Source organism: Allochromatium humboldtianum (assembly GCF_013385175.1).
GTDB classification, from domain to species: Bacteria; Pseudomonadota; Gammaproteobacteria; order Chromatiales; family Chromatiaceae; genus Thermochromatium; species Thermochromatium humboldtianum.
The window spans coordinates 274178-300858 of sequence record NZ_JABZEO010000004.1 but is presented as its reverse complement, the minus strand read 5'-3'; the positions used below and the strand labels follow the sequence as shown (position 1 = coordinate 300858).

Sequence of the window (26681 nt, the reverse complement as noted above, 5' to 3'; positions counted from 1 at the left end):
AATGGGTGACAATAGGCGCCAACATGCCACAAAGGAGCCTTCGATGAAAACCACGCCACCCACTACGCCCACGCCCGACGACGCCGCGCTCTGGCACGATGGCCGACTCTATCTGGCCGATCAGCGCATCCTGCCCGAGCGCGCCGAGTTCCTGGGCTATGACCGAGCCGCCGAGGTCGCCACCGCCATCCGCGACATGGTGGTGCGCGGCGCACCGGCGATCGGCGTGGCCGCCGCTTATGGCGTGGCGCTGGCCGGACGCGAGGCTTACAGCAACGCGGGTGCAGACTGGAAGCAGGCGATCGAGGCCGATCTGGAGCGACTGGCCGCCTCGCGTCCGACCGCCGTCAATCTGTTCTGGGCCATCCGGCGGATGCGTGACCGGATCGCGCGGCTGGAGGCGAGTGATCCAAGCCAGGCACTGCTCGACGAGGCGCTCGCCATCCATGAGGAAGACCGCGCCGCCAATCGACGCATCGGCGATCTGGGCGCCGAACTCATCACCGAGCCGACCGAGATCATCACCCACTGCAACGCCGGGGCGCTCGCCACCGGCGGCTACGGCACCGCGCTCGGCGTGGTGCGCAGTGCCCATGCCGCCGGCAAGATCCAGCGCGTCTATGCCGACGAGACCCGCCCCTGGATGCAGGGCGCGCGCCTGACCGCCTGGGAGTTGATGCAGGACGGCATCCCGGTCACGCTCCAGGCCGACTGCGCGGCCGCGAGCCTCATGGCCACGGGGCGGATCGGCTGGGTGATCGTCGGCTCTGACCGCATCGCCGCCAATGGCGATGTCGCCAACAAGATCGGCACCTATGGATTGGCCGTCATGGCCAAATATCATGGCATCAAGGTCATGGTCGCGGCGCCGACCTCGACCGTCGACATGGCCATCGCCTCGGGCGCCGAGATCCCGATTGAGGAGCGCGACCCCGATGAATTGCTCGGCTGCGGCGGGCGACGCATCGCCCCGGCCGGCTGTGCGGCGCGCAATCCGGTGTTCGACGTCACCCCGGCGGCGCTGGTCGATGCCATCGTCACCGAACGCGGCGTGGTGCTGAATCCAACCACTGAGAAGATGCGCGCGCTGATGGGCTGAAACGCTCATCCGATCGGACTACAAGGAGACCCGTCGCCATGGCTTGTGCACGCTGTCAGACACTTCCACTCTCGACCGAGACGCGCGGCACGCTGCTGCTGACCGGGGCCGTGCGCGAACTCATCGAGATCCTGATCGGCTTTCTGGAAGTCGAGGGGCTGGCCTTCGAGGATGCGGGGCTGGAACTGCGTCTGCACGAAGCCAATCTGTTCGAGTTCCTGCAACGGGTGCGCACGGCTGGAGCCTTCAACGCACTCGAACGGCGCGGGCTCTCGGCGCTGCTGCTGGAGCCGGACGAGACGCTGAGTTTCCACTCATTCACCCGCGCCCGCACGCTGGAGCAATGGCTGGGACTGCTCAATGCCTGTGGTCTGCTCGAAATTCTGGAGGCCAAACGCTTCGTTTCCTGGTTCCAGCCGATCCTGGCGGCCACCGACGGCACCGTGGTCGGTTATGAGTCGCTGTTGCGCGGTCTGCGGCCCGATGGCCGCCTGATGTTTCCAGGGGAGATCTTCGCGCTCGCCGGCGACAACGACCTGCTGTTTCAGGTCGACCGCCAGGCGCGCGAGTCGGCGTTGAGGTGCGCGGCGGCCGAGGGGATTGCGAGCCAGCTCTTCGTCAACTTCGTCCCGACCGCGATCTACGACCCGGCGCACTGTCTGCAAAGCACGGTCGGCTGGGCGCGCAAGCTCGGTTTCGATCCGGGAAGGTTGGTGTTCGAGGTGGTCGAGACCGAGCGGGTCGGAGACCTCGACCACCTCAAGCGCATCCTCGATTTCTACCGCGAGGCGGGTTATCGGGTGGCGCTCGATGACGTGGGCAGCGGTTATGCCTCGCTCAATCTGCTCGCCACCCTCAAACCCGACATCATCAAGATCGACATGGAGATCGTGCGCGGGATCGACGCCGATCCGCAGCGCCAGTCGGTGTTCCGGGCGCTGGTCGGCATCGCGCGCGATCTGGGTATCCAGGTGCTGGCCGAGGGCATCGAGACCCAGGGCGAGCTGGCCTATGTGGCGGGGGAGGGAGCCGATCTGGTGCAGGGCTATCTGTTCGCCCGGCCCGCGCCCCAGCCGCCCGAGCCGCAGTGGCCTGAGTTCTGGGGCAGCGACCAGCGATAGACGCCCGATTCCGCAGATGGCGGATTCCAGCTGAGTTTCGGTTGATACTGGCCCAGAAACGCGGTCTGAAACCGCTGTCGTGGTAGAATCGCACAGTTAAACATCAAGCCCGCGCGGTCACGCGCCCGCTCCCTGCCGCGCGCCTCAGAGTCGGTTCATCACGCCCATGCCAGATTTCGCCAAAGAAGTCCTGCCCATCAATCTCGAAGACGAGATGCGTCAGTCCTACCTCGATTACGCCATGAGCGTGATCGTGGGACGTGCCCTGCCAGACGTTCGCGATGGTCTCAAGCCGGTGCACCGGCGCGTCCTCTTCTCCATGCACGAGCAGGGCAACGTCTGGAACCGGGCCTATCGCAAATCGGCGCGCGTGGTCGGCGATGTCATGGGTAAGTACCACCCCCACGGCGACGCGGCCATCTACGACACCATGGTGCGCATGGCCCAGCCGTTCTCGCTGCGCAATCTGCTCGTCGACGGTCAGGGCAACTTCGGTTCGGTCGATGGCGATCCACCGGCCGCCATGCGCTACACCGAAGTGCGCATGACGCGCATCGCCGACACCCTGCTCGACGATCTGGACAAGGAAACGGTCGATTTCGTCCCGAACTACGACAACACCGAGCACGAACCCTCGGTCCTGCCGGCGCGTTTTCCGAACCTGCTGGTCAATGGCTCCTCCGGCATCGCCGTCGGCATGGCGACCAACATCCCCCCGCACAATCTGCGCGAGGTCATCGATGCTTGTCTGGCGATCATCGACAACCCGCTGGTGTCGCTCGACGAGCTGATGGAGATCGTGCCCGGACCGGACTTCCCGACCGCCGGACTCATCAATGGGGTGCGCGGCATCCGCGAAGCCTACCGCACCGGGCGCGGTCGCTGTGTGATGCGCGCCCGCGCCACCACCGAGACCCAGAAGCGCAGCGGACGCGAGGCGATCGTCATCACCGAGATCCCCTATCAGGTCAACAAGGCGCGGCTGCTGGAGCGCATCGCCGAGCTGGTCAAGGAGAAGAAGATCGAGGGCATCGCCCAGGACGGTCTGCGCGACGAGTCAGACAAGGACGGGATGCGCATCGTCATCGAACTCAAGCGCGACACCCACTCCGAGGTGCTGCTCAACAATCTCTATCAGCATACCCAGCTCCAGCAGGTGTTCGGCATCAACATGGTCGCGCTGGTCGACGGCCAGCCGCTGACGCTCAACCTCAAGCAGATCCTCGAATACTTCCTGCGCCACCGCCGCGACGTCGTCACGCGCCGCACGCTCTACGAACTGCGCAAGGCGCGCGACCGGGCGCATGTGCTGGAAGGCTATGCCATCGCGCTCGCCAATATCGACGAGGTGATCGCCACCATAAAGGCCGCCGCCAATCCGGCCGAGGCGCGCGAGCGGCTGATGGAACGCCACTGGCCGCCCGGCGCCGCGACCGGGATGCTGGAGCGTGCCGGCGCCGACCGCACCCGCCCGGAAGAACTCGAAGCCTGCTTCGGTCTCAGCGACGCCGGCTATCGGTTGAGCGAGCGTCAGGCCAAGGCGATCCTGGATCTGCAACTGCACCGCTTGACCGGGCTGGAGCAGGACAAGATCCTCAAGGAATTCGAGGACATCCTGGAGACCATCGCCGCGCTGCTCTTGATCCTCTCCGATCCGGATCGGCTGATGGAGGTCATCCGCGAGGAACTGATCGCCGTGCGCGACCAGTTCGGCGACGAGCGTCGCACCGAGATCCAGCTCGATCAAACGGATCTGACCCTAGAGGATCTGATCGCGCCCGAGGATCGCGTGGTCACGCTCTCGCATCAGGGCTATGTCAAGACCCAGCCGATCAGCGACTATCAGGCCCAGAAGCGCGGCGGTAAGGGCAAGAGCGCGACCGCGATCAAGGAAGAGGACTTCATCGACCGTATCTTCGTCGCCAATTCGCACGACACCGTGCTCTGCTTCTCCAGTCGCGGACGGGTCTACTGGCTCAAGGTCTACGAGCTGCCTCAGGCCGGACGCGGCGCGCGCGGTCGGCCCATGGTCAATCTGCTGCCGCTGGAGGCGGGCGAGCGCATCACCACCCTGCTGCCGGTGCGCGACTACGAGGACGGCTTCTTCGTGTTCATGGCCACCAGCGCCGGCACGGTCAAGAAGACCCCGCTCAAGGACTTCTCGCGTCCGCTCTCGCGCGGCATCATCGCCATCGACCTGCGCGAGGACGAACTGCTGGTCGGCGCGACCATCACCGGCGGCGAGCAGGATCTGATGCTGTTCACCTCGGCGGGCAAGGCGGTGCGTTTCTCCGAGAGCCATGTCCGCTCGATGGGACGCGCCGCCCATGGTGTGCGCGGCGTGATGCTCCAGGAGGGACAGCGGGTGATCGCTCTGGTCGCGCCCGAGGACGGCGGCACCGTGCTCAGCGTCACCGAGAATGGCTACGGCAAACGCACCGACGTCGATCAGTTCCCGACCAAGGGGCGCGGCACTCAGGGCGTGATCGCCATCGATACGGCTGAGCGCAACGGCGCTCAGGTTGGCGCGATCCTGGTCCATCCGGGCGACGAAATCATGCTGATCGCCGATGACGGCACCCTGATCCGCACCTCGGTCGATCAGATCCCGGTGGTCGGACGCAATACCAAGGGAGTCAAATTGATCAATCTCGGCGAGGGCCAGCGACTGGTCTTCGTCGAGCGCATCGCCGCCCTGGAAGGCGACAAGGAAACGGGCGAGGAGGCCGCCGAGGACAGCGAGGCGTCCGTGGCGGACGACGCCTAGAATCGATCGAACCGCTCACCACATCCTACGGGATGTCCACCGCAGAACACTCAACCCATGGGGAATGTCAGAATGGCTCGCGTCTATAACTTCAGTGCCGGTCCCGCGATGCTGCCCGAGGCGGTCCTGGCCCAGGCCCGCGACGAGATGCTCGATTGGCGCGGCAGCGGCATGTGCGTGGCCGAGATGAGCCATCGCGGCAAGGAGTTCATGTCCATCGCCGCCGAGGCCGAGGCCGATCTGCGCGAACTGCTCGCGATTCCGGCCAATTACAAGGTGCTGTTTCTGCAGGGCGGCGCCTCGCTCCAGTTCTCCATGATCCCCATGAACCTGCTGCGCGGGGCCGAGGGTGCGGACTACATCAACACCGGTTCCTGGTCGAAGAAGGCGATCGCCGAGGCGCGTCACTATGGCAGCGTGAACGTCGCCGCGACGACTGAGTCGAGCAAGTTCACCCGCGCACCAGCCCAGGACGAACTGAGCCTGAGCGCCGACGCCGCCTATGTCCACTACACGCCGAACGAGACCATCGAGGGTGTCGAGTTCCCCTATGTGCCCGAGACCGGCGGCAAGCCGCTGGTCGCCGATATGTCCTCGACCATCCTGTCACGTCCGATCGATGTCTCGAAGTTCGGGCTGATCTATGCCGGTGCGCAGAAAAATATCGGTCCGGCGGGTCTGACCATCGTCATCGTGCGCGAGGATCTGATCGGCCAGCCGATCCAGGGCACGCCGACCATGCTCGATTACAAGATCCACGCCGACAACGACTCCATGTACAACACCCCGCCGACCTATGCCTGGTATCTGGCGGGGCTGGTGTTCAAGTGGCTGAAGGACATGGGCGGTCTGACAACGATGGCTGAGGTCAATGCGCGCAAGGCCAGGAAGCTCTATGACGTCATCGATGCGTCGAGCTTCTATGCCAACCCGGTTGCGCCGACGGATCGTTCCTGGATGAACGTGCCCTTCACCCTGGCCAACGCCGAGCTGGACGAGGTCTTCCTCAAGGAGGCTAAAGCCGCTGGGTTGACCACGCTCAAGGGGCATCGTTCGGTCGGCGGGATGCGTGCGAGCATCTACAACGCCATGCCCGAGGCGGGGGTGGATGCGCTGGTTGCATTCATGCAGGAGTTCGAGTGCCGCAACGGCTGAGTAATTGCTGATTGATGGAAGATGCGGTGAGCGTTTGGCAAACCGCATCGTTTGCAACATCAATTTTTGAAGGGGATGTAGTATTGCTTTCAGTCGTCGAGCAAAAAAGACTGTATTTATCGAGGAGCACTGAAAGCAACAAAAAAGCACTGCTCGGTCAGTTTTTTACGCCTGAGAAAACGGCCGTTTTTATGGCGGGTCTTTTTGCAGATGGAGATGAATGCTGTCGTTTGTTGGATGCCGGAGCAGGTATCGGTTCTCTTTCAGCCGCCTTTTTAGATCGCTGGAGGCAAGGCGGATTTCGTTTCAGTCAGGTTGAAGTAGATGCTTTTGAGCTTGATTCCAACCTGGTTAAATGCTTGGCGCAGACGCTTGAAAAATACGATTATAAAAAAAGTGATTTTAGTTGCAATATCTATAAAGAAGACTTCATTCATGCCGCTGCAAACTCGCTGACAGGAAGTCTTTTTTCAGAACCCTTAAATCTTTACACGCACGCCATCCTGAATCCGCCATACAAAAAAATCAGCAGTCACTCAGCGCATCGAGCCGCTCTCCGTCGTGTCGGCATCGAGACCGTCAACCTGTATAGCGCCTTCGTCGCTCTAGCCGTGGCGCTGACTGCACCGAACGGTCAAATCGTCGCCATCATCCCGCGTAGTTTCTGCAATGGCCCATATTATCGCCCGTTCCGGGACTTTATCCTTGAGCGAGCCGCCATTCGCCACATGCATCTATTCGAATCGCGCCGTCAGGCATTCAAGGATGACGGTGTGCTGCAAGAGAACATCATCATCCGATTGGAGCGCGGGGGCATTCAGGGACCAGTGACGGTGTCGACATCCACCGATGATACATTCGCCGACCTGACGACCAACGAATATCCATTCGACCAGATCGTATTCCCGGATGATCTCGAGCGATTCATCCATGTGCCCACATCGCTTGAGCCAAATACGATCGCATTGTCTGCGGCGATCCGCTATACGCTCGCCGATCTTGGCATCCAGGTTTCGACCGGACCTGTGGTCGACTTTCGCCTGAAGGAGCATCTGCGCGACATGCCGGGGCCGGGTACTGCGCCTCTGCTTTACCCCGGACATTTCAGCGGGGGAATGACCACATGGCCCATCGAAGGCATGAAGAAACCCAATGCCATAGCGCACAATGCCGACACCGAAAAATGGCTGTATCCAAAAGGCTTCTACTGCGTTGTGCGGCGCTTTTCGTCAAAAGAAGAAAAGCGCCGGATCATAGCGAGCGTGGTCGATCCAGCGACCTTCAATGATTACCCCATGCTGGGTTTTGAAAACCATCTCAACGTTTTCCACGAACAGAAACGCGGTCTGCCTGAACCCCTGGCGCATGGACTTGCGGTTTTTCTCAACACAACCGCCGTCGATGAACAGTTCCGGCGCTTCAACGGCCACACACAGGTCAATGCAACCGACCTCAAGACGATGAAGTTTCCAAGTCGGGATGACCTCATCCAGCTTGGCGCCTGGGCTATCCAACAAGGCGCGCTCACGCAAGAGCAGATCGACAGCAAGCTGGCGGAACTGGCGGCATGACCGACGCTCAAAACGCCCACATCGAGGCCGCGCTGCAGATCCTCGCATCCCTGGGCCTGCCGCGAGCGCAGCACAATGAGCGTTCCGCCCTGTGTCTGCTGGCCCTATTGAATCTCACGCCGGGCAAGCCATGGGCAAAGGCGGAAAATCCACTGCTGGGCGTCACGCCCATCATGCACTGGGCGCGAGCGCATTATGACAATGACTATGCGCCGAACACCCGTGAAACGGTGCGACGACAGACGCTGCATCAATTCGTGGAAGCCGGGCTGATCCTCTATAATCCGGACCTGCCCAGCCGATCCGTAAACAGCCCCAAGGCCGTCTATCAGATCGAACCGGCAGCGCTGGCGTTGCTGCGCACCTTCGGTACTCGCAAATGGCGCGCTCATCTCTCAGCCTATCTGGCCGGTCGTGAAACGCTGGCAGCTCGCTACGCCAGAGAACGCGAGCAGCATCGTATCCCGGTAGAGATTGCTCCAGGACAACAGATCACGCTCAGTCCCGGCGAGCACAGCACGCTGATCCGGGCCATCATCGAAGACTTTGCTCCGCGCTTCGCTCCTGGTAGCGTGCTGGTCTATGTCGGAGACACGGGCGACAAGTGGGCTTATTTCGACGCCGTCCGGCTGGCTGAACTGGGTGTCGAGGTCGACTCTCACGGCAAGATGCCGGATGTGGTGCTGCACGACACCGCAAGAAACTGGCTGCTCCTGGTGGAGTCCGTCACCAGCCATGGTCCGGTCGATGGCAAGCGGCACACCGAGCTGGCTGGCCTGTTTGCCGAGTCGACAGCTGGGTTGGTCTATGTGACCGCTTTCCCTAACCGGGCCGCCATGGGTCGCTACCTGAGCGAAATCGCTTGGGAAACCGAGGTATGGGTCGCTGATGCACCGTCACATCTGATCCATTTCGATGGTGAGCGTTTCCTTGGGCCATACACCGCCCCCTGACAACCAACTGGAGTGCATCGCCGAGCTGGTCAAGGAGAAGAAGATCAAGGGCATCGCCCAGGATGGCTCCAGGGAAGTAGCCCCGACGACAAAATTTTAATGCGAATCGTTCTTGTTGTGTTAGGATGCAGTCCGGTCATTTTTCATTGAGGAATGTCAATCGTGTCTGCTCCGCGACTGTCCGATTCGCTCGTGCTCGCCCTGTCCGCCACCCTGGCTTTGACGCTGTCCGGCCCGGCCGCCGCTGCTCCCGAGACCGAGGTTAACCTCTACTCGGCCCGCAAGGAGGAACTGATCAAACCACTGCTCGACCGCTTCACCGAGCAGACCGGGATCCGGGTCAATCTGCTCACCGGCAAGGCTGAGGCACTGTTGCAGCGTCTCAAGAGCGAAGGGCGCAACAGTCCGGCCGATCTGCTGATCACGGTCGACGCGGGCAACCTCCATCAGGCCAAGTCCGCAGGCGTGACCCAGCCGATCGACGTCGAGACTGTGAACGCGGCCGTACCGGCGAACTATCGCGACCCGGATGGACACTGGGTGGCGCTCTCCGTGCGTGCGCGTCCCATCCTCTATGCGCGCGATCGTGTCGACTCCGGTCAGCTCTCGACCTATGAGGATCTGACCGATCCGCGCTGGAAGGGCCGCATCTGCGTGCGCTCGTCCGACAATGTCTACAACCAGTCGATGGTCGCTTCGCTGATCGCCGCCGATGGCATCGAGGCCGCCGAGACCTGGGCCAAGGGTCTGGTAGCGAATCTGGCACGTCCGCCTCAGGGCGGCGACCGCGATCAGATCAAGGCGGCGGCCGTTGGCGAATGCGATCTGGCTCTGGCCAACACCTATTATCTGGCCGGAATGCTCGACTCGGACGATCCGGCCGAGCGTGATCCGGCGCGCGCCCTGGCCGTCTTCTGGCCGAATCAGCCGGGGCAGGGCGACGGGCGTGGCGTGCATGTCAACGTCAGCGGCGTGGCCCTGACCGCCTCGGCACGTAACCGCGAGGCGGCGCTCAAACTGGTCGAGTTCCTGCTGACCCCCGAGTCGCAGGCTTGGTATGGCCAGGTCAATGGCGAGTATCCGGTGCGCGAGGGCATCGACATCAGCCCGACCCTGGTCGGCTTCGGTCCCTTCGAGGCCGATGACCTGAATCTCGGCCGGCTCGGTGAGCTGAATGCCGAGGCGGTGCGGGTGATGGATCGGGCGGGATGGAAGTAGTCCTGAACCAGACGCCGAACGCGGCGGCCCCATCCGGCCGCCGCGTCGTCTGGCGACGTCCAGAGTTCGCGTCCGGCCTATTCATCGGAACACTCGCTCTGCTGCTGGCGCTGCCGGTGCTGGTGGTGCTGGGGTCGGTGCTGGTTCCGGCGAGCGAGGTCTGGCGACATCTGGCATCGAGCGTTCTGCCGGACTATGTCGCCAATTCGCTGCTCCTGATGCTCGGCGTCGGCCTCGGCACCCTGTTCATCGGGGTCGGGACCGCCTGGCTCACGACCCTGTGCCGCTTCCCCGGACGCCGGCTGTTCGAATGGGCCTTGCTGCTGCCGATGGCCATGCCGGCCTATATCATCGCCTACACCTACACCGGCCTGCTCGATTACGCCGGGCCGGTCCAGACGCTGTTGCGCGACTGGACCGGCTGGGGCTATGGCGACTACTGGTTCCCGGCGATCCGTTCACTGCCCGGCGCCGTGCTCATGCTGTCGCTGGTGCTCTATCCCTATGTCTATCTGCTGGCGCGTGCGGCCTTTCTGAGCCAGTCGGTCGCGGTGCTCGAGGTCGGGCGCACGCTCGGCAATGGTCCCTGGGGCGCTTTCCGGCGCGTGGCGCTGCCTCTGGCGCGGCCGGCCATCGTCGCCGGAGTGACCCTGGCCCTGATGGAGACCCTGGCCGACTATGGCACCGTGCAGTATTTCGGGGTCGCGACCTTCACCACCGGGATCTTCCGCGTCTGGCTGGGGCAGGGCGAACCGGCCGCCGCCGCGCAACTGGCCGCACTACTGCTGGTGTTCGTGCTGACTTTGATCCTGGTCGAGCGCGGCTCGCGCCGGCAGGCGCGCTATCATCACACGGCGCAGCGTCATCAGCCGATCCGGCGCTATCATCTGCATGGCTGGGGTGCGTTCGGGGCGCTGTTCGTCTGTCTGCTGCCGCTGCTGTTCGGCTTCCTGGTGCCGGCCGGACAGCTCGCGGTCTGGTCCTGGACGCGGGCGGCCACCGGGTTCGATGCGCGCTTCCTGAGCCTGACGCTCAACAGCCTCAGTCTGGCCGGCGGCGCCGCACTGCTGGCGCTGATCGTGGCGCTCCTGCTGGCCTATGCCCAGCGGCTGATACCGACGTCCCTGGTGCGGTCGAGCGTGCGTCTGGCCGGGATGGGCTATGCGGTGCCGGGGGCGGTGATCGCCATCGGCGTCATGCTCCCCTTCGCCTGGCTGGACAATGCGCTCGACGCCTGGATGCGCGCGACCTTCGGCGTCTCGACCGGGCTGCTGCTCAGCGGCACCCTGTTCGCGCTCTTGTTCGCCTATCTGGCACGCTTCCTGTCTGTTTCGCTCCAGACGGTCGAATCCGGTCTGACCCGCATCCGCCCGGCGATGGATGAGGCGGCGCGCTCACTGGGTCTGCGTCCGGCGCAGGTGCTGTGGCGCGTGCATGTGCCCCTGCTGCGCGGCAGTCTGCTGACGGCGCTGCTGCTGGTGTTCGTCGATGTCATCAAGGAACTGCCGGCGACTCTCGCGCTGCGGCCATTCAACTTCGACACCCTGGCGGTGCGCGCCTATGAGCTGGCCTCCGACGAGCGTCTGGCCGACGCCGGGCCGGCGGCGCTCACCATCGTCCTGGCCGGTCTGGTTCCGGTCGTCCTGCTCAGTCGCTCCATCGCCCGTTCGCGTCATGTCCAGTCGCCCTGAATCCCAACAACTCGTCCTCCGTGGCGTAGACGTCGCCTATGGCGAACATCTGGCCGCGCGCGCAATCGACTTCGCGCTCACCTCCGGCGAGATCGCCTGTCTGCTCGGCCCGAGCGGCTGCGGCAAGACCACGCTGCTGCGGGCCATCGCCGGCTTCGAGCCGGTCGCCGCCGGTGAGATCTGGCTGCACGGACGCCGGGTGTCGGCGCCGGGCGAGACGCTCGCCCCCGAGCGGCGGCGCGTCGGGATGCTGTTTCAGGACTTCGCGCTCTTTCCGCATCTGAGCGTGGCCGGAAACATTGGCTTCGGCCTGCGCGACGGCTCCAACGCCCGGAAGCGCGCGCGCATCGCCGAGCTGCTGGAACTCATCGGGCTGGCCGGCGCCGGGGAGCGCTATCCACACGAGCTCTCGGGCGGGATGCAGCAGCGCGTGGCCCTGGCGCGCGCCCTGGCACCCCGGCCCGAGGCGCTGTTGCTCGACGAACCCTTTTCGAGCCTGGACGCCGAACGGCGCGAACAGCTCGCGCGCGAGATCCGCGATCTGCTCAAGCGCGAGGGCGTGACGGCGGTGCTGGTCACGCACGATCAGCACGAGGCCTTCGCCATGGCCGATGTGATCGGCGTCATGAGCGAGGGACGCATCCGCCAATGGGGGCGGGCCTTTGATCTCTATCATGAACCGGCCGATCGCTTCGTTGCCGATTTCATCGGCCAGGGCGCGCGACTGCGGGGGACCGTGCTCGACGGCTGTCGGGTCGACACCGAGCTGGGCGAGCTGTCCTGTTCCCATCCGCACGATCTGCCGTCAGGCGTGACGGTCGAGGTGCTGGTGCGCCCCGACGATCTCGTCCATGACGACGCGAGCCCGATCCAGGCGCAGATCCTGGAGCGTGCCTTTCGCGGCGCGGACTTCCTCTATCGCTTGCGACTGCCGAGCGGGGCCGAGGTCTTGAGTCTGGCTCCGAGCCATCAGGAGCACGCAGTCGGCGACCGAATCGGCGTCAGCGCCCGCACGATGCGGCATCTGGTGCTCTTTCGCTAGCCGGCGGTCAGCCTATGGACGGTGATCTCGGGCGGGCAGTTGAGCCGGGCGTTGACGACCGAGGTTCCGGCCCCGACCGAGGTATAGCCGAGCATGGCGCCATGACGCCAGGCGCCGGCGGCCAGGCGGCGCGGGCAGCGCGCATCCCAGGTCAGCGGGAAGCCGCCCGGCAGACAGATCTGGCCGCCGTGGGTGTGTCCGCACAGCATCAGATCGAATCCGCAATGAGCGGCGTGCCGGTAGATCTCGGGGGTGTGTGAGAGCAGGATCGCGATGGCGTCTTCCGGGATATCGGCCGCCGCCTTGTCGAGATTGTGGACCTGATAGTAATGGGCGTCGTCGACCCCCGCGAGATAGATCCGCTCGCCCTGACGCTCGATCGGCTCGGACTCGTTGAGCAGACAGCGGATGCCCATCGACTCGAACGCCGGCACGAAGGCCAGGGTATCGTGATTGCCGAGTATGGCCAGGATCGGCGCCTCGATCCGCCGGCGTACCTCGCCCATGGCGCTCAGCACCCGATCATAGGGGCCGAAGGTCTTGGCCCGATAGTCGCCGGTGAGCACGCAGAGATCATGGTCGAGCGCCGTCAACCGCGCGCACAGCGCTTCGACGTTGCGCCGCGCCATGTCCAGATGCAGATCGCTCAGATGCAGGATCTTGAAGCCCTCGAAGGCGGCGGGCAGACCGGGCAGGACGACCCGGTTGTGCCGGACCTGGAGCCGGGCGGCGTTATGCTGGGCGCGCGCCAGCAGACCGCTGAGACGCAGCGCGTGCCGGATGAATCCGTGGACCGAATACCAGTTCTCCGGATAGAAGAAGTGCGCCCCCGGCCGGTTGAGCACGAAGACCTCGTGGTCGGCCTCCAGACCCAGCCGCCGGCGCAGATGGGCGCGCCCGATACGGGCGGTCAGAGTGGCGATCTCGTCCGGATGCATGATGTCTTCAAGGTTGGTGCAAGGTTCGTGCGCGCGAATCACTATACTCTGGAGTCCCGAATCCCAGCCGCTCGAGGCGGCATCTTAGCAGGAGAGTGCATGATGAAAGGTCGCAACACGCTCTTGGTTCTGGTCGCGACGGGCTTGCTGCTGTCGCTCCCCGCTCAGGCGCAGCGCAATGGATCGCCCGGTCCGAGATTCGACGATCGGCTCGATCGTCAGTCATCGGCCATCCAGCGCGGCATCGACTCGGGCGAGTTGACACGCCGCGAGGCCAGGACGCTGAGACACGAGCAGGACGAGGCGCGTCAGTTCATGCGTGATCTGCGCCGCGAGGGTTATCCGCCGCACGAGGCGCGCCGTATGATCGACCGCCGTCTGGATCATCTGGACCGTCAAATCCGCAAGCTGTCAGACAACCGTGATGTGGCGCCTCATTATCGAGGTGATCGGCGCCCGCCAAGGCGCGACTATGACGATCGTCGATACGACCGTCGTTGAGGAGATGTCGAGGCCGTTGCGCCACGGATGGCCCCTCAAAAGGGGTTGTAATGCACGCGCTTGGTGAAGTCCATGTAGCCGGCGCTCACCCCCTGCCGCCAGCCGGCCCCGAGCCGGATGGGGGCGATGACGGTGTCGCCCGATTGCAGATAGTTCACGCCCACGCCGCCGATCAAGTAGAGACTGCCCTCGACGCCCGGAAAGCGCTGGAACAGATACTCCTCGCCGGGCAGACGGTAGATGAGGATGAAGACCTTGGCGACGTTCACCCCGAGGTCCAGACCGATCGAGGGGCCTTGCCAGAAGACGGGGCGATCCTGGGTCTGGCGGGTGCTCAGTACGCCACGTCCATAGCGCAGTCCGATGCCGAGCGCGGCCCCGAACTCCTCGCCGGCGATATAGCCGTTGGGTTCACCCTGCTCGCGAAAGACCTTCTGCACCGCCATCGCCAGATTCTCGGCCCCCTGTCCGAAGTAACCCTCGACCTTGGCGAGGATCTCCTGCTCGCCGTAGGTCTGACGTTCAGCAGAAGCATCCGGATAGGTCTGAGCCCCAGGCGGCGGGTAGACGTCCGACGGATAGTATCCCGGCTGTTCCTGAGCGTAACTCGGTTCACCCCCTGTATAGGGCGTCTGTGCCTGAACGCTCAGAGCGAAGGTCGTCATACAGAGCAGGCCGGCGGCTATCGGTCGTATCATCTGCGCTCCCTTGAATCTCGGTGGCTCGATCGTCGAGTGACCAAGTCTAGGTGTCTGGGACCGGAGCGGCAAGCGACGTCGGATTTGGCGGGTTTTTGCAACCGGCTTTGGTAGACTTCGCATTCAGCCAACCGTGTCCAACCGGAGCACTCCATCATCATGCACCGCACCAGCGGCCTCCTGCTTCATCCGACTTCGCTTCCCGGCCCCTACGGCATTGGCGACCTTGGCCCGAGCGCGCGTCGTTTCGTCGACTTCCTCGCGGCGGCGGGGCAGGGACTCTGGCAGATGCTGCCGCTGGGTCCGACCGGTTATCGCGACTCGCCCTATCAGTGCACCTCGGCCTTCGCGGCCAATCCGCTGCTGATCAGTCCGGACGATCTCCTGGAGCTCGGCTGGCTCCAGGCCTCCGATCTGGACGGGCGACCGGAGTTCCCCGAGGATCGGGTCGATTTCGGCGCCGTTGCGCCCTGGAAGGCCCGGCTGCTGGAACTGGCTCGGGCGGGTTTCGAGTCGAGCGCGAGCGAGGGCGACCGTGTCTGGTATGCCCATTTCCGCGAGCACGAAGGCTTCTGGCTCGACGATTACGCGCTCTATCACGCGCTCAAGACCCATCACGACCTGCGTCCCTGGACCGACTGGGAGCCGGCGCTGGCCCAGCGTGATCCCGAGGCGCTGGCCGCGTGGTCCGAGCGTCACCGCGACGAGATCGAACTCCAGCGGTTCATCCAGTATGTCTTCCATCGTCAATGGTCGGCGCTGCGCGACTATGCGCGCGCGCGCGGCGTGCGCCTGATCGGCGACATCCCCATCTTCGTCGCGCACGATTCCAGCGAGGTCTGGACCCATCCCGAGTGGTTCGAGCTCGACGAACACGGCCATCCGACCGTGATCGCCGGGGTGCCGCCGGACTATTTCAGCGCCACGGGGCAGCGCTGGGGCAATCCGCTCTATCGCTGGCCGGTGCTGGCCGCCGACGGCTATCGTTTCTGGATCGAGCGTCTGCGCCGGGTGCTGGAGCTGGTCGATCTGGTGCGCATCGATCATTTCCGCGGTTTCGCCGGTTATTGGGAGATCCCGGCGAGCGAGGAGACGGCGATCAACGGACACTGGGCGCCGGGGCCTGGGCTGGAACTCTTCGAGGCTCTGCGCGCGGCCCTGGGCGAGAACCTGCCGCTGATCGCCGAGGATCTCGGGGTCATCACCGAGGACGTCGAGGCCTTGCGCGACACCCTGGAGTTGCCGGGCATGGCGGTGCTGCAATTCGGCTTCGAGGATCTGGAGGATGGATTCGGCGGTTCGTCCTTTCTTCCGCACCAGCATCGCCGGCGTCTGGCCGTCTATACCGGGACGCACGACAACAACACCCTGCTCGGCTGGTGGGCGGAGCGCAACGAGCACCTGCGCACTCAGGCGCTGACCTATCTCAACGGCGACGGACAGGCGGTCAACTGGGACTTCATCCGCGCCGCACTCGGCTCGGTGGCCGATCTGGCGCTCTTTCCGATGCAGGATGTGCTGGATCTGGGCGCGGAAGCCTGTATGAACCGGCCGGGCACAGCGGAAGGCAACTGGCTGTGGCGCTATCGCGAGGATCAGCTCGATCCATCGGCGGCCGAGCGGCTGCTCAGGCTCAGCCGGCTCTATGGCCGTCGGCCCTACGCGCCGGGCTGACGGTGCTCAGGGTTCGGCGCTGATGTAGGCGATCCAGGCTTCGTCCGGCTCGCCGCGTTCGACCGGGACGAAATGGCCGTCCGGCTCATCGTGCGCGTCCCAACCCTGCCAATACACCTGCACCCTGGAAAAACCGGCGGCATCGAGCAGTTCGCGGATCTCGGGGAGCGTCCAGAGTCTCCAGTCGTAGCTGAAGGCGCGCTCCAGACTGGAGCCGTCGTCGAAGCGGAAATGGATGTGACAGACCTGACGCCCGCTGATGGGGTCATGATCGGCGCGCTCCCAGACATAGTCGAAGTCTTCGCCCAGTGGATCATGGATGCGCCGCGTCTCACTGTCCAAGCGTAGCGACTCCGGGCCGCCATGGGCGTCGAGTACCAGGAATCCGGTTTCCGGCAGCATCTCGCGCACGTGCTCGAAGTAGGCGAGTAACGCCGTTCGGGTGTGCAGCAGCCAGTAGCTGAAGTTCAGCGCCAGGACGATCTCGGGCGTGGGCGTGGGAGTTTCGACGCTCAGGACGTCGCCTTCGATGAACGTGACGCGGGCGCGCTCATCGGTGTTCAGCGTCTGGAGAGCGTCTGTACGCCCCAAGCCGAGCGCCTTGGGGTCGAGATCCACCCCCCAGGCGTGATTGTCCGGCCGGCGGCGCACCCACTCGGCGCAGACGGCCGCCGTGCCGCAGAAGTCTTCGCGCAATACTCGCGCCGGGCGTCCATGCCGCTGATGGAAGATCCGGTCGACGAAATCGATCTCGGCGACCGGATTCTGGACGGCGAGCCGATAGAGCCTGAAGCGATCGCGGTCGCTATCGCGACTCACTCGACGATCAGGCGCGCGTTGAGTTCCTGGATCGGACGATTGTTGGGATGCCCCATCACATGGGCAAACCGGGTGATCTGCTTCGGCGACGCCGTGACCGGATGCTTCATGACCAGCCAGAGTACGCCCTCGGAGCAGGGCGGGGTGGTCAGCGAGCCGCTGAAGCGGTAGTAGTCACGGTTGACGGGCAGCAGATCCTCGGCCGAGACCTCGGTAGACAGATGCACTGTGGTATTGGGGTGATCCGGCATCACCGACCAGGCGTTGGCCAACGCGCGGTTCTCGATACCGCGCTCGATCATGACGGCGATGACGGCCAGGTTGCCGTCCTTGTCGGCATGGACCAGATGCACCTCCATCGGGAACTCCTTGCCGGCGATGTGGTTCTCGCTCGGGGTATGGAAGTGGAACTGCTTGAGCTCGTAGTCGCGCCCGTCGATGGTGATGGTGCTGCCGGCATCGTAGTCGACCTGGATGGTGTGGCCGTTGTTGACCTCATCGTGCCCGCCGGGCTTGTAGTGAAAACCGATCGGCGGCAGTCGGGAGTCGACGAAGTTCTTCAGATCGATGGGGGCCTGGTTCTTGCCGCGCTTGCAGAGGTCGAAGTTCGGGTCGAGATCGCCCCAGTGTTCCGGCCCCTCCTGGCCGACATAGTCCCAGTGCGCGGAATGGCCGTGCTCCTCGGCGAGGACCGAAGCACTGGAGGCGAGAGCCAGTGTGAAGGCAAGGGTGGGCAGCAATGGCTTGTTCATGGCAACGACTCGCTGGGTTGGATGTGAAAAGACCTGGTTGCCGCGCATCGAGCCGAATCAGCCAGGGCCGACGGGAATGCACATTATAGTCAGGGGCAATGCTCGATCGACAGTGGTCCGGCCGGTCGATTTTCAACCCGATGCGCCGGACGCGCCGCGTCGCCGCAGACCGCCGACCAGCGCCTGAGCCTGAGTCGGATCCTCGGGCCAGTGATGCTTGGGATAGCGTCCGCGCAGTTCCTTGCGCACCTCGGCATAGCCGCGCGCCCAGAAACCGGCCAGATCCTGAGTGACCTGCATCGGGCGCCGGGCGGGGGAGAGCAGGTGCAGCAGCACGGGCACGCGCCCCCGGCACAGGCGCGGCGTGTCGCTCAGGCCGAAGAACTCCTGGAGCGGAGCGGCGAGGATGGGCGTCTCGCCGCTGACATAGTCGATCGGGCGGCTGTTGCCGGCTGGGGTGACGAAGGTGCGAGGCGCCTGCTGATCGAGCCACTGGCGCTGCTCCCAGCTCAGTCGGTCGAGCAGGATGGCGTTCAGATCGAGCCGGCGCACGTCCGACAGCCGGTTCTTGCCGACGATCCAGGGGCCGAGCCAGTTGTCCAGATGTTCGCGCAAGGCGGCGTCCAAGAGGTCGGGCCAGTCGCCGGACGAATCATACCGACGAGCCAGAGCCACCCGAGCTTGAAGCTGGCGCGCAGAGTCCGACCAGTCGAGCGCCTCGTCGAAGTGCTCGCGGATGTGCGCGATCAGATAGGCGCCGGCGTCGTCCTCGGGTTGGAGCGCGACCGGGCGCGATTCCAGCACGATAGAGCCAATCCGGGTGATGGCGCGACAGGCCACGGCCGCACGCTCGTCGTCCCAGAACACCTCGCGGCTCGATTCCAGACGCTCGGCCAGCTCGGTGCGAAGCTCGCTTTCACTGATCGGCAGGGCCGACTGGATGCGCCCATCCCGGCCACGCGCATCGATCGCCGCCACGACCAGATAGGAATGGATGGCGAGTGCATCGTCGCGCGGCAGCTCGGCGCCCGTGCCGGCGGCCAACAGATAGCGCTCGTCGCCTCCGGTACGCCGCTGGGCCACACGATCCGGATAGGCGAGGGCGAGCAGGGCGCCTGGAGTCCGCTGTGACCGAGGTAGCAGCGGAGTCGATTCCAAACCACGTCCGCTCCGAGACAGGTCTTGCGTATTCGTAGGCGCGGCTTCAGCCGCACGCTCGGCCAGACGGAGCAGTTGTCGCGCCGCACGCTCGATAGCCTCCAGCCGCCGTCGATCGATGCCCGCCGGTGTGCCTCGCCGCTCGCGCGCCGCGCGCAGCGCCTCCAGCCGCAGACCGAGATCGGCCGGACGCGCCCGTCCAGGCTCGGGCAGGAAGGGATCGCGTTCCGAGATCAGCGCACAGAGATCCGCCGCCGTCTGCCGTTCCTCCGGCGCCGCCCCGAGCAGCATGACCCCGAGCCGGGGATGGACCGGCAGTTCGGCCAGGGCGCGTCCCAACGGCGTGATCGAATCGCGCCGGTCGAGCGCACCGAGCGTGCGCAGGAGTTCGAGCGCCTGATTCCAGGCCGGCGCGGGCGGCGGATCGAGCCAGCTCAGTTCAGCCGGATCCTTGACGCCCCAGAGCGCCAGTTCCAGCGCCAGTGGCGCCAGATCGGATTCGAGTATCTCAGGCGTGCGCCGGTCGGAGCGTCCGACCTCCTGCGCGCGGGTCCAGAGTCGCCGGCAGACACCGGGCGTCAGTCGACCGGCACGTCCGGCACGCTGATCGGCCGAGGCGCGCGGAATGGATTCAGTCACCAGCCGCGTCAGGCCCGAACCGGGGTCGAAGCGCGGCTTGCGGGTCAGCCCCGAATCGAGCACCACCCGGATGCCCTCGATGGTCAGACTGGTCTCGGCCAGATCCGTGGCCAGGATCAGACGCCGGCGTCCGCGGCCGTCCGGGCGCAGCGCCCGATCCTGCTCCGCCGACGACAGCGCACCATGCAGCGGCAGGATCTCAACGTCCGACCCCACGAGAGAAGCCAGGGCTTCGCGCGCGCGTTCGATCTCACGCGCTCCGGGCAGGAAGGCCAGGATGTCGCCCGTCTCTTCGGCCAGCGCCTGACACGCTCCCGCGACCAGGGCGCGCACCGGATCGCTGTCCGGCGTGCGCTCGGCATAGCGGATCTCGACCGGAAAGCTCCGACCCTCGGCGCGCAGGATCGAAGCGTCGCCCAACAATTCAGCCACAGGTTCGGCCTCCAGCGTCGCCGACATGACCAGCAGACGCAGATCCGGCCGCAGACCGCGCACGCTGTCCAGCGTCAGCGCCAGTCCCAGATCCGAGGGCAGACCGCGCTCATGGAACTCGTCGAAGATCACCAGCCCGATCCCGTCCAGCGTCGGATCGCTCTGCAAACGCCGCGTCAGGATGCCCTCGGTGACGACCTCGATCCGGGTGCGCGGACCGATACGGCGCTCGAAGCGGATCTGATAGCCGACCTGCTCCCCGAGCGGCTCACCGAGCCGGTCGGCCATGCGTGCCGCCGTCATCCGCGCCGCCGGACGACGCGGCTGGAGCATCAGGATGCGCTGACCGGTCAGCCAGGGTTCGTCCAGCAGGGCCAGCGGCACGCCGGTCGACTTACCCGACCCCGTTGGCGCGTGCAGCACCCCATGCCCCTGGCGCAACGCGGCACGCAGGTCGTCCAGGATCACATCGATGGGGAGTGGGTCGAGATGGGGCATGGGTGTTCAGTAGGGTTGGAGGGGCGATCGCAAACAAGTCCGGCAAGTTGTCAAGAGCTGTCTATACTCAAGGTCAGGTCAACCAACCGGACCCGACCCTCATGGCACGCCTTCCCCGTTTCGTCATGCCCGGCTATCCGCAGCACGTCATCCAGCGCGGCAACAATCGTCAGCAGATCCTGTTCGAGGAGGAAGATTACTGGTTCATCTGGGACAAGCTCGGCGTGGCCGCCGAGAAGTTCCAGTGCGACATCCACGCCTATGTGCTGATGCCCAACCATTTCCATCTGCTGCTCACGCCCTATGTGGAGAACGGTATCGGCAAGCTGATGCAGTACGTCGGGCGCTATTACGTCCAGTATTTCAACGGACGCCACGAACGGCGCGGCACGCTCTGGGAGGGACGTTATCGCGCCACCCTGGTCGATCCCAGGAATCATCTGCTGACGGTTGCGCATTATATCGAGTCCAATCCGGTGCGTGCCGCTCTGGTGGACTCACCCGCCGAGTACGGCTGGTCGAGCTATGGCGTCAACGCCGAGGGCGTCGAGGACCGGCTCGTCAGGCCGCATCAGGAATACGAGCGTCTGGGCCGTAGCGCCAAAGCCAGGCGTGAGCGTTATGCCGAGGACGCCGCCCGTCCGATCGACGACGCCATGCTCAAACGGATTCGCGATTCGACCAACAAGGCCTGGGCGCTGGGCAGCCCCGAGTTCTGCCGGGAGATCGAGAGTCTGCTCAACCGGCGCGCTCTGCCGCGTCCGCGCGGCGGTGATCGACGCTCCGAAGCCTACCGGCGCAGTGCCGGCTTGCTGTGAGGTTGGTTCGACATGACGCTGGAACGCCCATTGATTCATTCGCCCGCCGAGTCGGACGAATACTTCATGGATGAGGGTTGTTTCATCCTGGAGGGCTGGAATCGGCCTGAGGATCCCGCCCTCTCGATCGCGCGCGCCCGGGTCGAACCGGGCGAGCGCACGCGCCTGCATCGACTCGATGGCGTCGTCGAGCGCTATCTGATCCTGGTGGGGGTCGGACTGCTGGAGGTCGAGGGACTCGAACCCCGACGGGTCGGGCCGGGCGATCTGGTCTATATCCCGGCCGGCGCCGCGCAGCGCATCGAGAACGACGGCGACTGTGATCTGATCTTTCTGGCCATCTGCACTCCGCGCTTCACTCCTGAGGTCTATCAGGACATCGAGCCTGACTGACGACCGGATTCTTCACACGGGCGCCATGGCTCAAAGGGCGCTAAGATGTCGGCTCCCAAGCTTCAACCGCCAACTGACGATCGTCCAGCCCGCCCGTGTCGAGAAAACCCAAAACGCTCCCCGCGCCCATCGAGGCCGAGATCCAAACCCTGACCCATGAAGGCCGCGGCCTGACCCGTGTCGACGGCAAGACCGTGTTCGTCGATGGCGCACTGCCCGGCGAGCGCGTGCGCCTGCGCTATACCCGCGTCCAGCGCCGCTTCGACGAGGCCGAGGTCGAGGAAGTGCTCACGGCCTCGCCCGACCGCATCGAGCCGAAGTGCGCCCACTTCGGCGTCTGCGGCGGCTGTGCGCTCCAGCATCTGAATCCCGAGGCCCAGATCCGCGTCAAGCACGACAGTCTGGCCGACGTCTTCGAACGCATCGGCAAGGTGACGCCCGAACGCTGGCTCGACCCGCTCACCGCCGAGCCTTGGGGCTATCGACGCAAGGCGCGTCTCGGTGTGCGCCATGTCGTCAAGAAGGGGCGCACCCTGGTCGGCTTTCGCGAACGGCGCAACAGCTTCCTGGCCGATCTGCGCCGCTGCGAGGTGCTGCACCCGCAGGTCGGCGAACGCCTGGAGACGCTGGCCGCGACCATCGAGGGTCTGAGCATCCGCGACCATGTCCCCCAGATCGAGATGGCCATGGGCGATGGACCCTGTGTGCTAGTGTTCCGCGTCATGCAGACGCCGACGCCCGAGGACGAGGCGCGCCTGCTCGAACTCGGCCAACGCGAAGGCTTCCACATCTATCTTCAGGACGGCGGCATCGACAGCATCCGCCCGCTCGCAGGCCAGGAGGCCGCGCTGAGCTACAGCCTGCCGAACCACGGCGTCGAGATCGGCTTCCTGCCGAGCGACTTCACCCAGGTCAATCTGGAACTGAACCGACGCATGGTCGATCAGGCGCTCGATCTGCTCGCCCCCGAGCCGGACGAGGCGGTGCTGGATCTGTTCTGCGGACTGGGCAACTTCACCCTGCCGCTGGCGCGCCGTTCGGCTGAGGTGGTGGGCGTGGAAGGCGATGCCGGACTGGTCGAGCGCGCACGCGCCAACGCGGAGCGCAATGGGCTGACCAACGTGCAGTTCCACGTCGCCGACCTCCAGGCCGAACTGAGCACCGAGGCCCCCTGGACCCGACAGCGCTTCACCAAGGCCCTGATCGACCCGCCGCGCAGTGGCGCCTTGGAGGTGCTCGACTGGCTGCCGCGTCTGGGTGTGGAGCGTCTGGTCTATGTCTCCTGCTACCCGACCACCCTGGCGCGCGACGCCGACCGCTTGGTCAACGAACTCGGCTATCGACTGCGCGCGGCGGGCGTGATGGACATGTTCCCGCACACCAGCCATGTTGAATCCATGGCGCTCTTCGAACGGTGAACCCCCATGGCCTGGACCGAAGCCAAACTCATCGCCGAAGCCATCCTCGAAGGCTTCGAGCGTCACTTCCGGCTCTTTCGCGAGACCACGGCCGGCGCCCAGACGCGCTTCGAGCAGGCCGACTGGCCGGCGGTCCAGGTCGCCGCGCGCGAGCGCATCGGTTTCTACGATACGCGCGTCGGCGAGACCGTGGCGCTCCTGAGACGCGAGTTCAACCTGCGCGACCCCAGCGATACGCTCTGGCGCCGGGTCAAGGTCGAGTACATGCGCCTGCTGCCGCAGATCAATCAGCCCGAGCTGGCCGAGACCTTCTACAACTCGGTCTTCTGCCGGCTGTTCGACCGCCATTACTACAACAACAGCTACATCTTCGTCTGGCCGCTGATCTCGACCGAGCATCTGGAAGCGGAGGTGCCGATCTTCCGGCCCTATTACCCGGCACGCGACGGCTTTGCGCGCGTCATCGCCCGTATCCTGCGCGATGCCGGATTCGAACGCCGCTTCCGTGACATGCGGCGCGACATCCGCTGTCTGCTGCTCGCGATCCGTTCGCGCTTCCCGGCCAATCGCGCCATCCAGCAGAACTTCCAGATCGCGGTGCTGTGCGCGCCCTTCTTCCGCAACAAGGGCGCCTACATCATCGGCAAGGCGATCAACGGCGCCGACCAGATCCCCTTCGTCGTCCCCATCCTCAACGACCCGGAGCAGGGACTCTATGTCGACACGCTCCTGACCGGGGTGGAGGACATCTCGAACGTCTTCAGCTTCTCGCGCGCTTATTTCATGGTCGACACCGAGGCGCCGGCCGCCGTGGTCGACTTCCTGCGCCCGCTGATGCCGCGCAAGGGCAAGGCCGAACTCTATACCGCGATCGGCTTCCAGAAGTTCGGCAAGGCCGAGTTCTATCGCGATTTCATCAAGCACCTGCGCTACTCGTCCGACGAGTTCATGATCGCGCCCGGCATCCGCGGCATGGTGATGTGCGTCTTCACCCTGCCGTCCTTCCCCTATGTGTTCAAGATCATCAAGGACCGCTTCCCGCCGCCGAAGGAGATGACGCGCGAGCAGGTCAAGGAGAAGTACCAGCTGGTCAAGATGCACGACCGGGTCGGGCGCATGGCCGACTCCTGGGAGTACTCGCACGTGGCCTTTCCGCTGGCGCGCTTCTCACCGGCCTTGCTCGAATTGTTGGAGACCGAGTGTTCCGGCAGCCTCGAACGGGTCGGGGATCAGCTCATCATCAAGCATCTCTACATCGAGCGCCGGCTCTCGCCACTGAACCTCTATCTGCACACCGCCGACGACGACGAGATCCGCCATGCCATCGGCGAATACGGCGACGCCATCAAGCAACTGGCCGCCGCCAACATCTTCCCCGGCGACTTCCTGTTCAAGAACTTCGGCGTCACCCGGCATGGGCGCGTGGTGTTCTACGACTACGACGAGCTGTGCTATCTGACCGAATGCAACTTCCGCGACATCCCCGAGGCGCCCTATCCCGAGATGGAGCTGAGCGAGGAGACCTGGTACACCGCCGGTCCCAACGATGTCTTCCCGGAGGAGTTCGCGACCTTCCTGCTCACCGACCCGCGCATCCGCAAGGTCTTTCGGGCCAAGCATCGCGAGCTGCTCGACCCGGACTGGTGGCGCGCACGCCAGGCCAACATCCGGGCCGGGCATCTGGAGGATGTCTTTCCCTATCCGGTCGAGCGGCGCTTTCGCAAGGATCGCGAGGAGTTCCCGCGCCGCTATCCGCATCTGGCGGAGCTTTGAGGAGCGGTCAGTCCGAGAAGACTTGCAGGCCGGAAGCAGCGTGGTTCAGGGCCGAATCGACGGCAAATGGCAGCGCCGTGCGTCCGGCGTAGACCAGTGACGAAGAGCTGTTCCAGACCGTGCGGTTGACGAAGATCCCGCCGAGTGAGGCCGGTCCGCGCGCGATGCCGAAGGGCGTGGCGTCCTGGTCGCCGGTGTCGACATAGACGCGCACGCACATCTGCGGCTCGTCCTGGTAGTCGCAGCCGAAGCTGCTGATGAAGAGCAGACCATCGACCGGCCGGTCGGCGATGGTGCAGGCGCCGACGCCCTTGGCGATGAACTCATCGGCCATCGCCTCCCCGGTCTTGCCCTCGGCCAGGGCCGCGGAGGGCAGGGTATGCGAGAGGGCCGCACCCGCTTCGGCGCGCGCGGCCAGACGATCGCCCAGATAGCGATAGAGGGTGTCGGCCTGCTCCAAGGTGTGCGAGTCGGCGCGAAAACGCATGAAGGCGCAATACCGGCCGTTCTCGCCATGGATGAAGGAATAACCGACATACCATTGGGGCGCGGCCCAGGAAGGCGCCTGGACCAGGGCCAGGGCGAGCAGGCAGAGCAAGCGGATGACTGGCTTCATTCGACACCTCGTATCTCGATGGTGATGATTCGGGATCTCGAAGTCCCGGACCAAAAGACTTCGAGTGGCTGATCAATAATAGTAGCCTGGAGATGTGGAACCGGAATCGGCCTTGTTGAGCACCATCCCGATGCATTTCTCGCCGAGCAGTTCGCCGGCATGATCCAGTTGCGTGCGACTGACCTTGCCGTCTTCGACCACCAGCATCACGGCGTCGACATGGGGCAGGAAGGCGATGACGTCGTCGCCGGCGAACAGCGGCGGCATGTCGAACAGGATCAGACGGTCCTCGTAGCGGCTCTTCAGCTCCTCGACCAGTTGTACGACGCGCGGCGATGAGAGCAGTTCCGATGAGTGCCGGATGCGCTTGCCGCCCGGCAGGATCACCAGGCGCTCGATGCCGGGGTTGATGAGCACGTCCGGCAGTTCGACATCGCCGGTCAGACACTCGATGAGTCCGAGCGATTCGCGTCCCGTGAAATAGCGGCCGATGGAGGGGCGCTTCAGGTCGAAGTCGACCAACAGCACAGTCTGGTTGACGTCGCGCGCCAGACTGATCGCCAGATTGATCGAGGTCGTGGTCTTGCCGTCGCCGACCCCCGGACTGGTGATGGCCAGGGTCCGGCATGACTTGGCGCGCATCCGGTGCAGGATCTGGGTGCGCAGGATCTTGTAGGCATCGGCCACGCCCTCGTGCAGCCCGGCCAGATCCGGATGATCTTCGCGCAGCAGGATGCGTCCATTCTGGAGCGAGTGCGGATCGACCGCCACCCGCGCCGTGCGGGTATACCGGATCTGGACGCCGGACCCATCGGCCTCCCTGGGCGCTGACGTGGACGACTCGCGATCGGGCGTCGGCGCAGGCTGTGGCTGGATGACACGCTGCCGGTCGGCCCGGGCGCGCTCCATGGCCTTTCTCAAGCGTTCCATGGTGCGA

Annotated in this window: 22 protein-coding genes and 1 pseudogene; 16 read left to right on the top strand and 7 right to left on the bottom strand. The window is 64.9% G+C overall.

The window, feature by feature from the left end; genetic code table 11:
• The first annotated feature begins 43 nt into the window (after positions 1 to 43).
• From mtnA to HW932_RS08160, 10 genes are all read left to right on the top strand, one after another.
• Positions 44 to 1099, top strand: a complete 1056-nt coding sequence (mtnA, locus tag HW932_RS08200; protein ID WP_176975998.1) for an S-methyl-5-thioribose-1-phosphate isomerase — start codon at positions 44 to 46, stop codon at positions 1097 to 1099.
• A gap of 38 nt (positions 1100 to 1137) precedes the next feature.
• The gene (locus HW932_RS08195) at positions 1138 to 2220 is read left to right on the top strand and encodes an EAL domain-containing protein (protein WP_176975997.1); all 1083 of its coding nucleotides are present in this window, start codon (positions 1138 to 1140) and stop codon (positions 2218 to 2220) included.
• A gap of 166 nt (positions 2221 to 2386) precedes the next feature.
• Positions 2387 to 4987 (top strand): DNA gyrase subunit A, encoded by a 2601-nt coding sequence (gyrA, locus tag HW932_RS08190; protein ID WP_176975996.1) that lies wholly within the window; start codon positions 2387 to 2389, stop codon positions 4985 to 4987.
• A gap of 72 nt (positions 4988 to 5059) precedes the next feature.
• A complete protein-coding gene (gene serC / locus HW932_RS08185; RefSeq protein WP_176975995.1) occupies positions 5060 to 6142 on the top strand; it encodes a 3-phosphoserine/phosphohydroxythreonine transaminase in 1083 nt (360 codons plus the stop codon).
• Positions 6143 to 6156: 14 nt separating this feature from the next.
• Complete coding sequence (locus HW932_RS08180; protein WP_246296716.1) at positions 6157 to 7713, top strand: Eco57I restriction-modification methylase domain-containing protein; 1557 nt, start codon at positions 6157 to 6159, stop codon at positions 7711 to 7713.
• A complete protein-coding gene (locus HW932_RS08175) occupies positions 7710 to 8666 on the top strand; it encodes a BsuBI/PstI family type II restriction endonuclease (RefSeq protein WP_176975994.1) in 957 nt (318 codons plus the stop codon). The genes HW932_RS08180 and HW932_RS08175 overlap by 4 nt, the downstream gene beginning before the upstream one ends.
• On the top strand, positions 8644 to 8766 hold the full coding sequence (locus HW932_RS22005; protein ID WP_281358192.1) for a hypothetical protein: 123 nt from the start codon (positions 8644 to 8646) through the stop codon (positions 8764 to 8766). Before HW932_RS08175 ends, HW932_RS22005 begins: the two co-directional genes overlap by 23 nt.
• A 62-nt stretch (positions 8767 to 8828) precedes the next feature.
• A complete protein-coding gene (locus tag HW932_RS08170; protein ID WP_425485114.1) occupies positions 8829 to 9884 on the top strand; it encodes a Fe(3+) ABC transporter substrate-binding protein in 1056 nt (351 codons plus the stop codon).
• Positions 9875 to 11575, top strand: coding sequence for an ABC transporter permease (locus HW932_RS08165; RefSeq protein WP_176975992.1), 1701 nt, complete (start codon positions 9875 to 9877; stop codon positions 11573 to 11575). Before HW932_RS08170 ends, HW932_RS08165 begins: the two co-directional genes overlap by 10 nt.
• Positions 11559 to 12617, top strand: a complete 1059-nt coding sequence (locus HW932_RS08160; protein WP_176975991.1) for an ABC transporter ATP-binding protein — start codon at positions 11559 to 11561, stop codon at positions 12615 to 12617. Before HW932_RS08165 ends, HW932_RS08160 begins: the two co-directional genes overlap by 17 nt.
• Here HW932_RS08160 and HW932_RS08155 read toward each other — a convergent pair.
• On the bottom strand, positions 12614 to 13555 hold the full coding sequence (locus HW932_RS08155; RefSeq protein WP_176975990.1) for a metallophosphoesterase: 942 nt from the start codon (positions 13553 to 13555) through the stop codon (positions 12614 to 12616). The genes HW932_RS08160 and HW932_RS08155 overlap by 4 nt on opposite strands.
• A gap of 102 nt (positions 13556 to 13657) precedes the next feature.
• Between HW932_RS08155 and HW932_RS08150 the strand changes: the two genes are divergently transcribed.
• Entirely contained in the window at positions 13658 to 14056 is a 399-nt protein-coding gene (locus HW932_RS08150; RefSeq protein WP_176975989.1) for a hypothetical protein, read from the top strand.
• Between the two features lie 35 nt (positions 14057 to 14091).
• On the opposite strand, the gene HW932_RS08145 is transcribed toward HW932_RS08150, so the two are convergent.
• Positions 14092 to 14754: a DUF1134 domain-containing protein gene (locus HW932_RS08145; protein ID WP_176975988.1), complete on the bottom strand. Its 663-nt coding sequence runs from the start codon at positions 14752 to 14754 to the stop codon at positions 14092 to 14094.
• Positions 14755 to 14892: 138 nt separating this feature from the next.
• On the opposite strand from HW932_RS08145, the pseudogene malQ reads away from it, so the two are divergent.
• Positions 14893 to 16428, top strand: a pseudogene (malQ, locus tag HW932_RS08140) (4-alpha-glucanotransferase); the annotation flags it as partial.
• A gap of 6 nt (positions 16429 to 16434) precedes the next feature.
• Here the strand turns inward: malQ and HW932_RS08135 are convergent.
• The 3 genes from HW932_RS08135 to hrpB all read right to left on the bottom strand — a co-directional run bounded on the left by HW932_RS08135 (position 16435) and on the right by hrpB (position 20726).
• A complete protein-coding gene (locus HW932_RS08135) occupies positions 16435 to 17247 on the bottom strand; it encodes a class I SAM-dependent methyltransferase (protein ID WP_176975987.1) in 813 nt (270 codons plus the stop codon).
• Positions 17244 to 17999, bottom strand: a complete 756-nt coding sequence (locus HW932_RS08130) for a carbonic anhydrase (protein ID WP_176975986.1) — start codon at positions 17997 to 17999, stop codon at positions 17244 to 17246. Before HW932_RS08130 ends, HW932_RS08135 begins: the two co-directional genes overlap by 4 nt.
• Before the next feature lie 132 nt (positions 18000 to 18131).
• Positions 18132 to 20726, bottom strand: coding sequence for an ATP-dependent helicase HrpB (gene hrpB / locus HW932_RS08125; RefSeq protein ID WP_176975985.1), 2595 nt, complete (start codon positions 20724 to 20726; stop codon positions 18132 to 18134).
• 101 nt (positions 20727 to 20827) lie between these two features.
• Between hrpB and HW932_RS08120 the strand changes: the two genes are divergently transcribed.
• The 4 genes from HW932_RS08120 to aceK all read left to right on the top strand — a co-directional run bounded on the left by HW932_RS08120 (position 20828) and on the right by aceK (position 25128).
• Positions 20828 to 21544, top strand: coding sequence for a transposase (locus HW932_RS08120; RefSeq protein WP_176975984.1), 717 nt, complete (start codon positions 20828 to 20830; stop codon positions 21542 to 21544).
• Positions 21545 to 21556: 12 nt separating this feature from the next.
• Positions 21557 to 21937, top strand: coding sequence for a cupin domain-containing protein (locus HW932_RS08115; RefSeq protein ID WP_176975983.1), 381 nt, complete (start codon positions 21557 to 21559; stop codon positions 21935 to 21937).
• Between the two features lie 95 nt (positions 21938 to 22032).
• On the top strand, positions 22033 to 23355 hold the full coding sequence (rlmD, locus tag HW932_RS08110; protein WP_176975982.1) for a 23S rRNA (uracil(1939)-C(5))-methyltransferase RlmD: 1323 nt from the start codon (positions 22033 to 22035) through the stop codon (positions 23353 to 23355).
• Positions 23356 to 23361: 6 nt separating this feature from the next.
• Complete coding sequence (gene aceK, locus HW932_RS08105; protein WP_176975981.1) at positions 23362 to 25128, top strand: bifunctional isocitrate dehydrogenase kinase/phosphatase; 1767 nt, start codon at positions 23362 to 23364, stop codon at positions 25126 to 25128.
• A gap of 7 nt (positions 25129 to 25135) precedes the next feature.
• On the opposite strand, the gene HW932_RS08100 is transcribed toward aceK, so the two are convergent.
• The gene (locus HW932_RS08100) at positions 25136 to 25744 is read right to left on the bottom strand and encodes a hypothetical protein (protein WP_176975980.1); all 609 of its coding nucleotides are present in this window, start codon (positions 25742 to 25744) and stop codon (positions 25136 to 25138) included.
• A gap of 72 nt (positions 25745 to 25816) precedes the next feature.
• On the bottom strand, positions 25817 to 26674 hold the full coding sequence (locus tag HW932_RS08095) for a CpsD/CapB family tyrosine-protein kinase (protein ID WP_176975979.1): 858 nt from the start codon (positions 26672 to 26674) through the stop codon (positions 25817 to 25819).
• Positions 26675 to 26681 lie beyond the last annotated feature (7 nt).

What these genes read in the sequence shown, in the direction of transcription:
- mtnA (WP_176975998.1), top strand. Translation starts at nt 44, where the DNA reads ATGAAAACCACGCCACCCACTACGCCCACGCCCGACGACGCCGCGCTC.
- HW932_RS08195 (WP_176975997.1), top strand. Translation starts at nt 1,138, where the DNA reads ATGGCTTGTGCACGCTGTCAGACACTTCCACTCTCGACCGAGACGCGC.
- gyrA (WP_176975996.1), top strand. Translation starts at nt 2,387, where the DNA reads ATGCCAGATTTCGCCAAAGAAGTCCTGCCCATCAATCTCGAAGACGAG.
- serC (WP_176975995.1), top strand. Translation starts at nt 5,060, where the DNA reads ATGGCTCGCGTCTATAACTTCAGTGCCGGTCCCGCGATGCTGCCCGAG.
- HW932_RS08180 (WP_246296716.1), top strand. Translation starts at nt 6,157, where the DNA reads ATGGAAGATGCGGTGAGCGTTTGGCAAACCGCATCGTTTGCAACATCA.
- HW932_RS08175 (WP_176975994.1), top strand. Translation starts at nt 7,710, where the DNA reads ATGACCGACGCTCAAAACGCCCACATCGAGGCCGCGCTGCAGATCCTC.
- HW932_RS08165 (WP_176975992.1), top strand. Translation starts at nt 9,875, where the DNA reads ATGGAAGTAGTCCTGAACCAGACGCCGAACGCGGCGGCCCCATCCGGC.
- HW932_RS08160 (WP_176975991.1), top strand. Translation starts at nt 11,559, where the DNA reads ATGTCCAGTCGCCCTGAATCCCAACAACTCGTCCTCCGTGGCGTAGAC.
- HW932_RS08155 (WP_176975990.1), bottom strand. Translation starts at nt 13,555, where the DNA reads ATGCATCCGGACGAGATCGCCACTCTGACCGCCCGTATCGGGCGCGCC.
- HW932_RS08150 (WP_176975989.1), top strand. Translation starts at nt 13,658, where the DNA reads ATGAAAGGTCGCAACACGCTCTTGGTTCTGGTCGCGACGGGCTTGCTG.
- HW932_RS08145 (WP_176975988.1), bottom strand. Translation starts at nt 14,754, where the DNA reads ATGATACGACCGATAGCCGCCGGCCTGCTCTGTATGACGACCTTCGCT.
- HW932_RS08130 (WP_176975986.1), bottom strand. Translation starts at nt 17,999, where the DNA reads ATGAACAAGCCATTGCTGCCCACCCTTGCCTTCACACTGGCTCTCGCC.
- hrpB (WP_176975985.1), bottom strand. Translation starts at nt 20,726, where the DNA reads ATGCCCCATCTCGACCCACTCCCCATCGATGTGATCCTGGACGACCTG.
- HW932_RS08120 (WP_176975984.1), top strand. Translation starts at nt 20,828, where the DNA reads ATGGCACGCCTTCCCCGTTTCGTCATGCCCGGCTATCCGCAGCACGTC.
- HW932_RS08115 (WP_176975983.1), top strand. Translation starts at nt 21,557, where the DNA reads ATGACGCTGGAACGCCCATTGATTCATTCGCCCGCCGAGTCGGACGAA.
- aceK (WP_176975981.1), top strand. Translation starts at nt 23,362, where the DNA reads ATGGCCTGGACCGAAGCCAAACTCATCGCCGAAGCCATCCTCGAAGGC.
- HW932_RS08100 (WP_176975980.1), bottom strand. Translation starts at nt 25,744, where the DNA reads ATGAAGCCAGTCATCCGCTTGCTCTGCCTGCTCGCCCTGGCCCTGGTC.
- HW932_RS08095 (WP_176975979.1), bottom strand. Translation starts at nt 26,674, where the DNA reads ATGGAACGCTTGAGAAAGGCCATGGAGCGCGCCCGGGCCGACCGGCAG.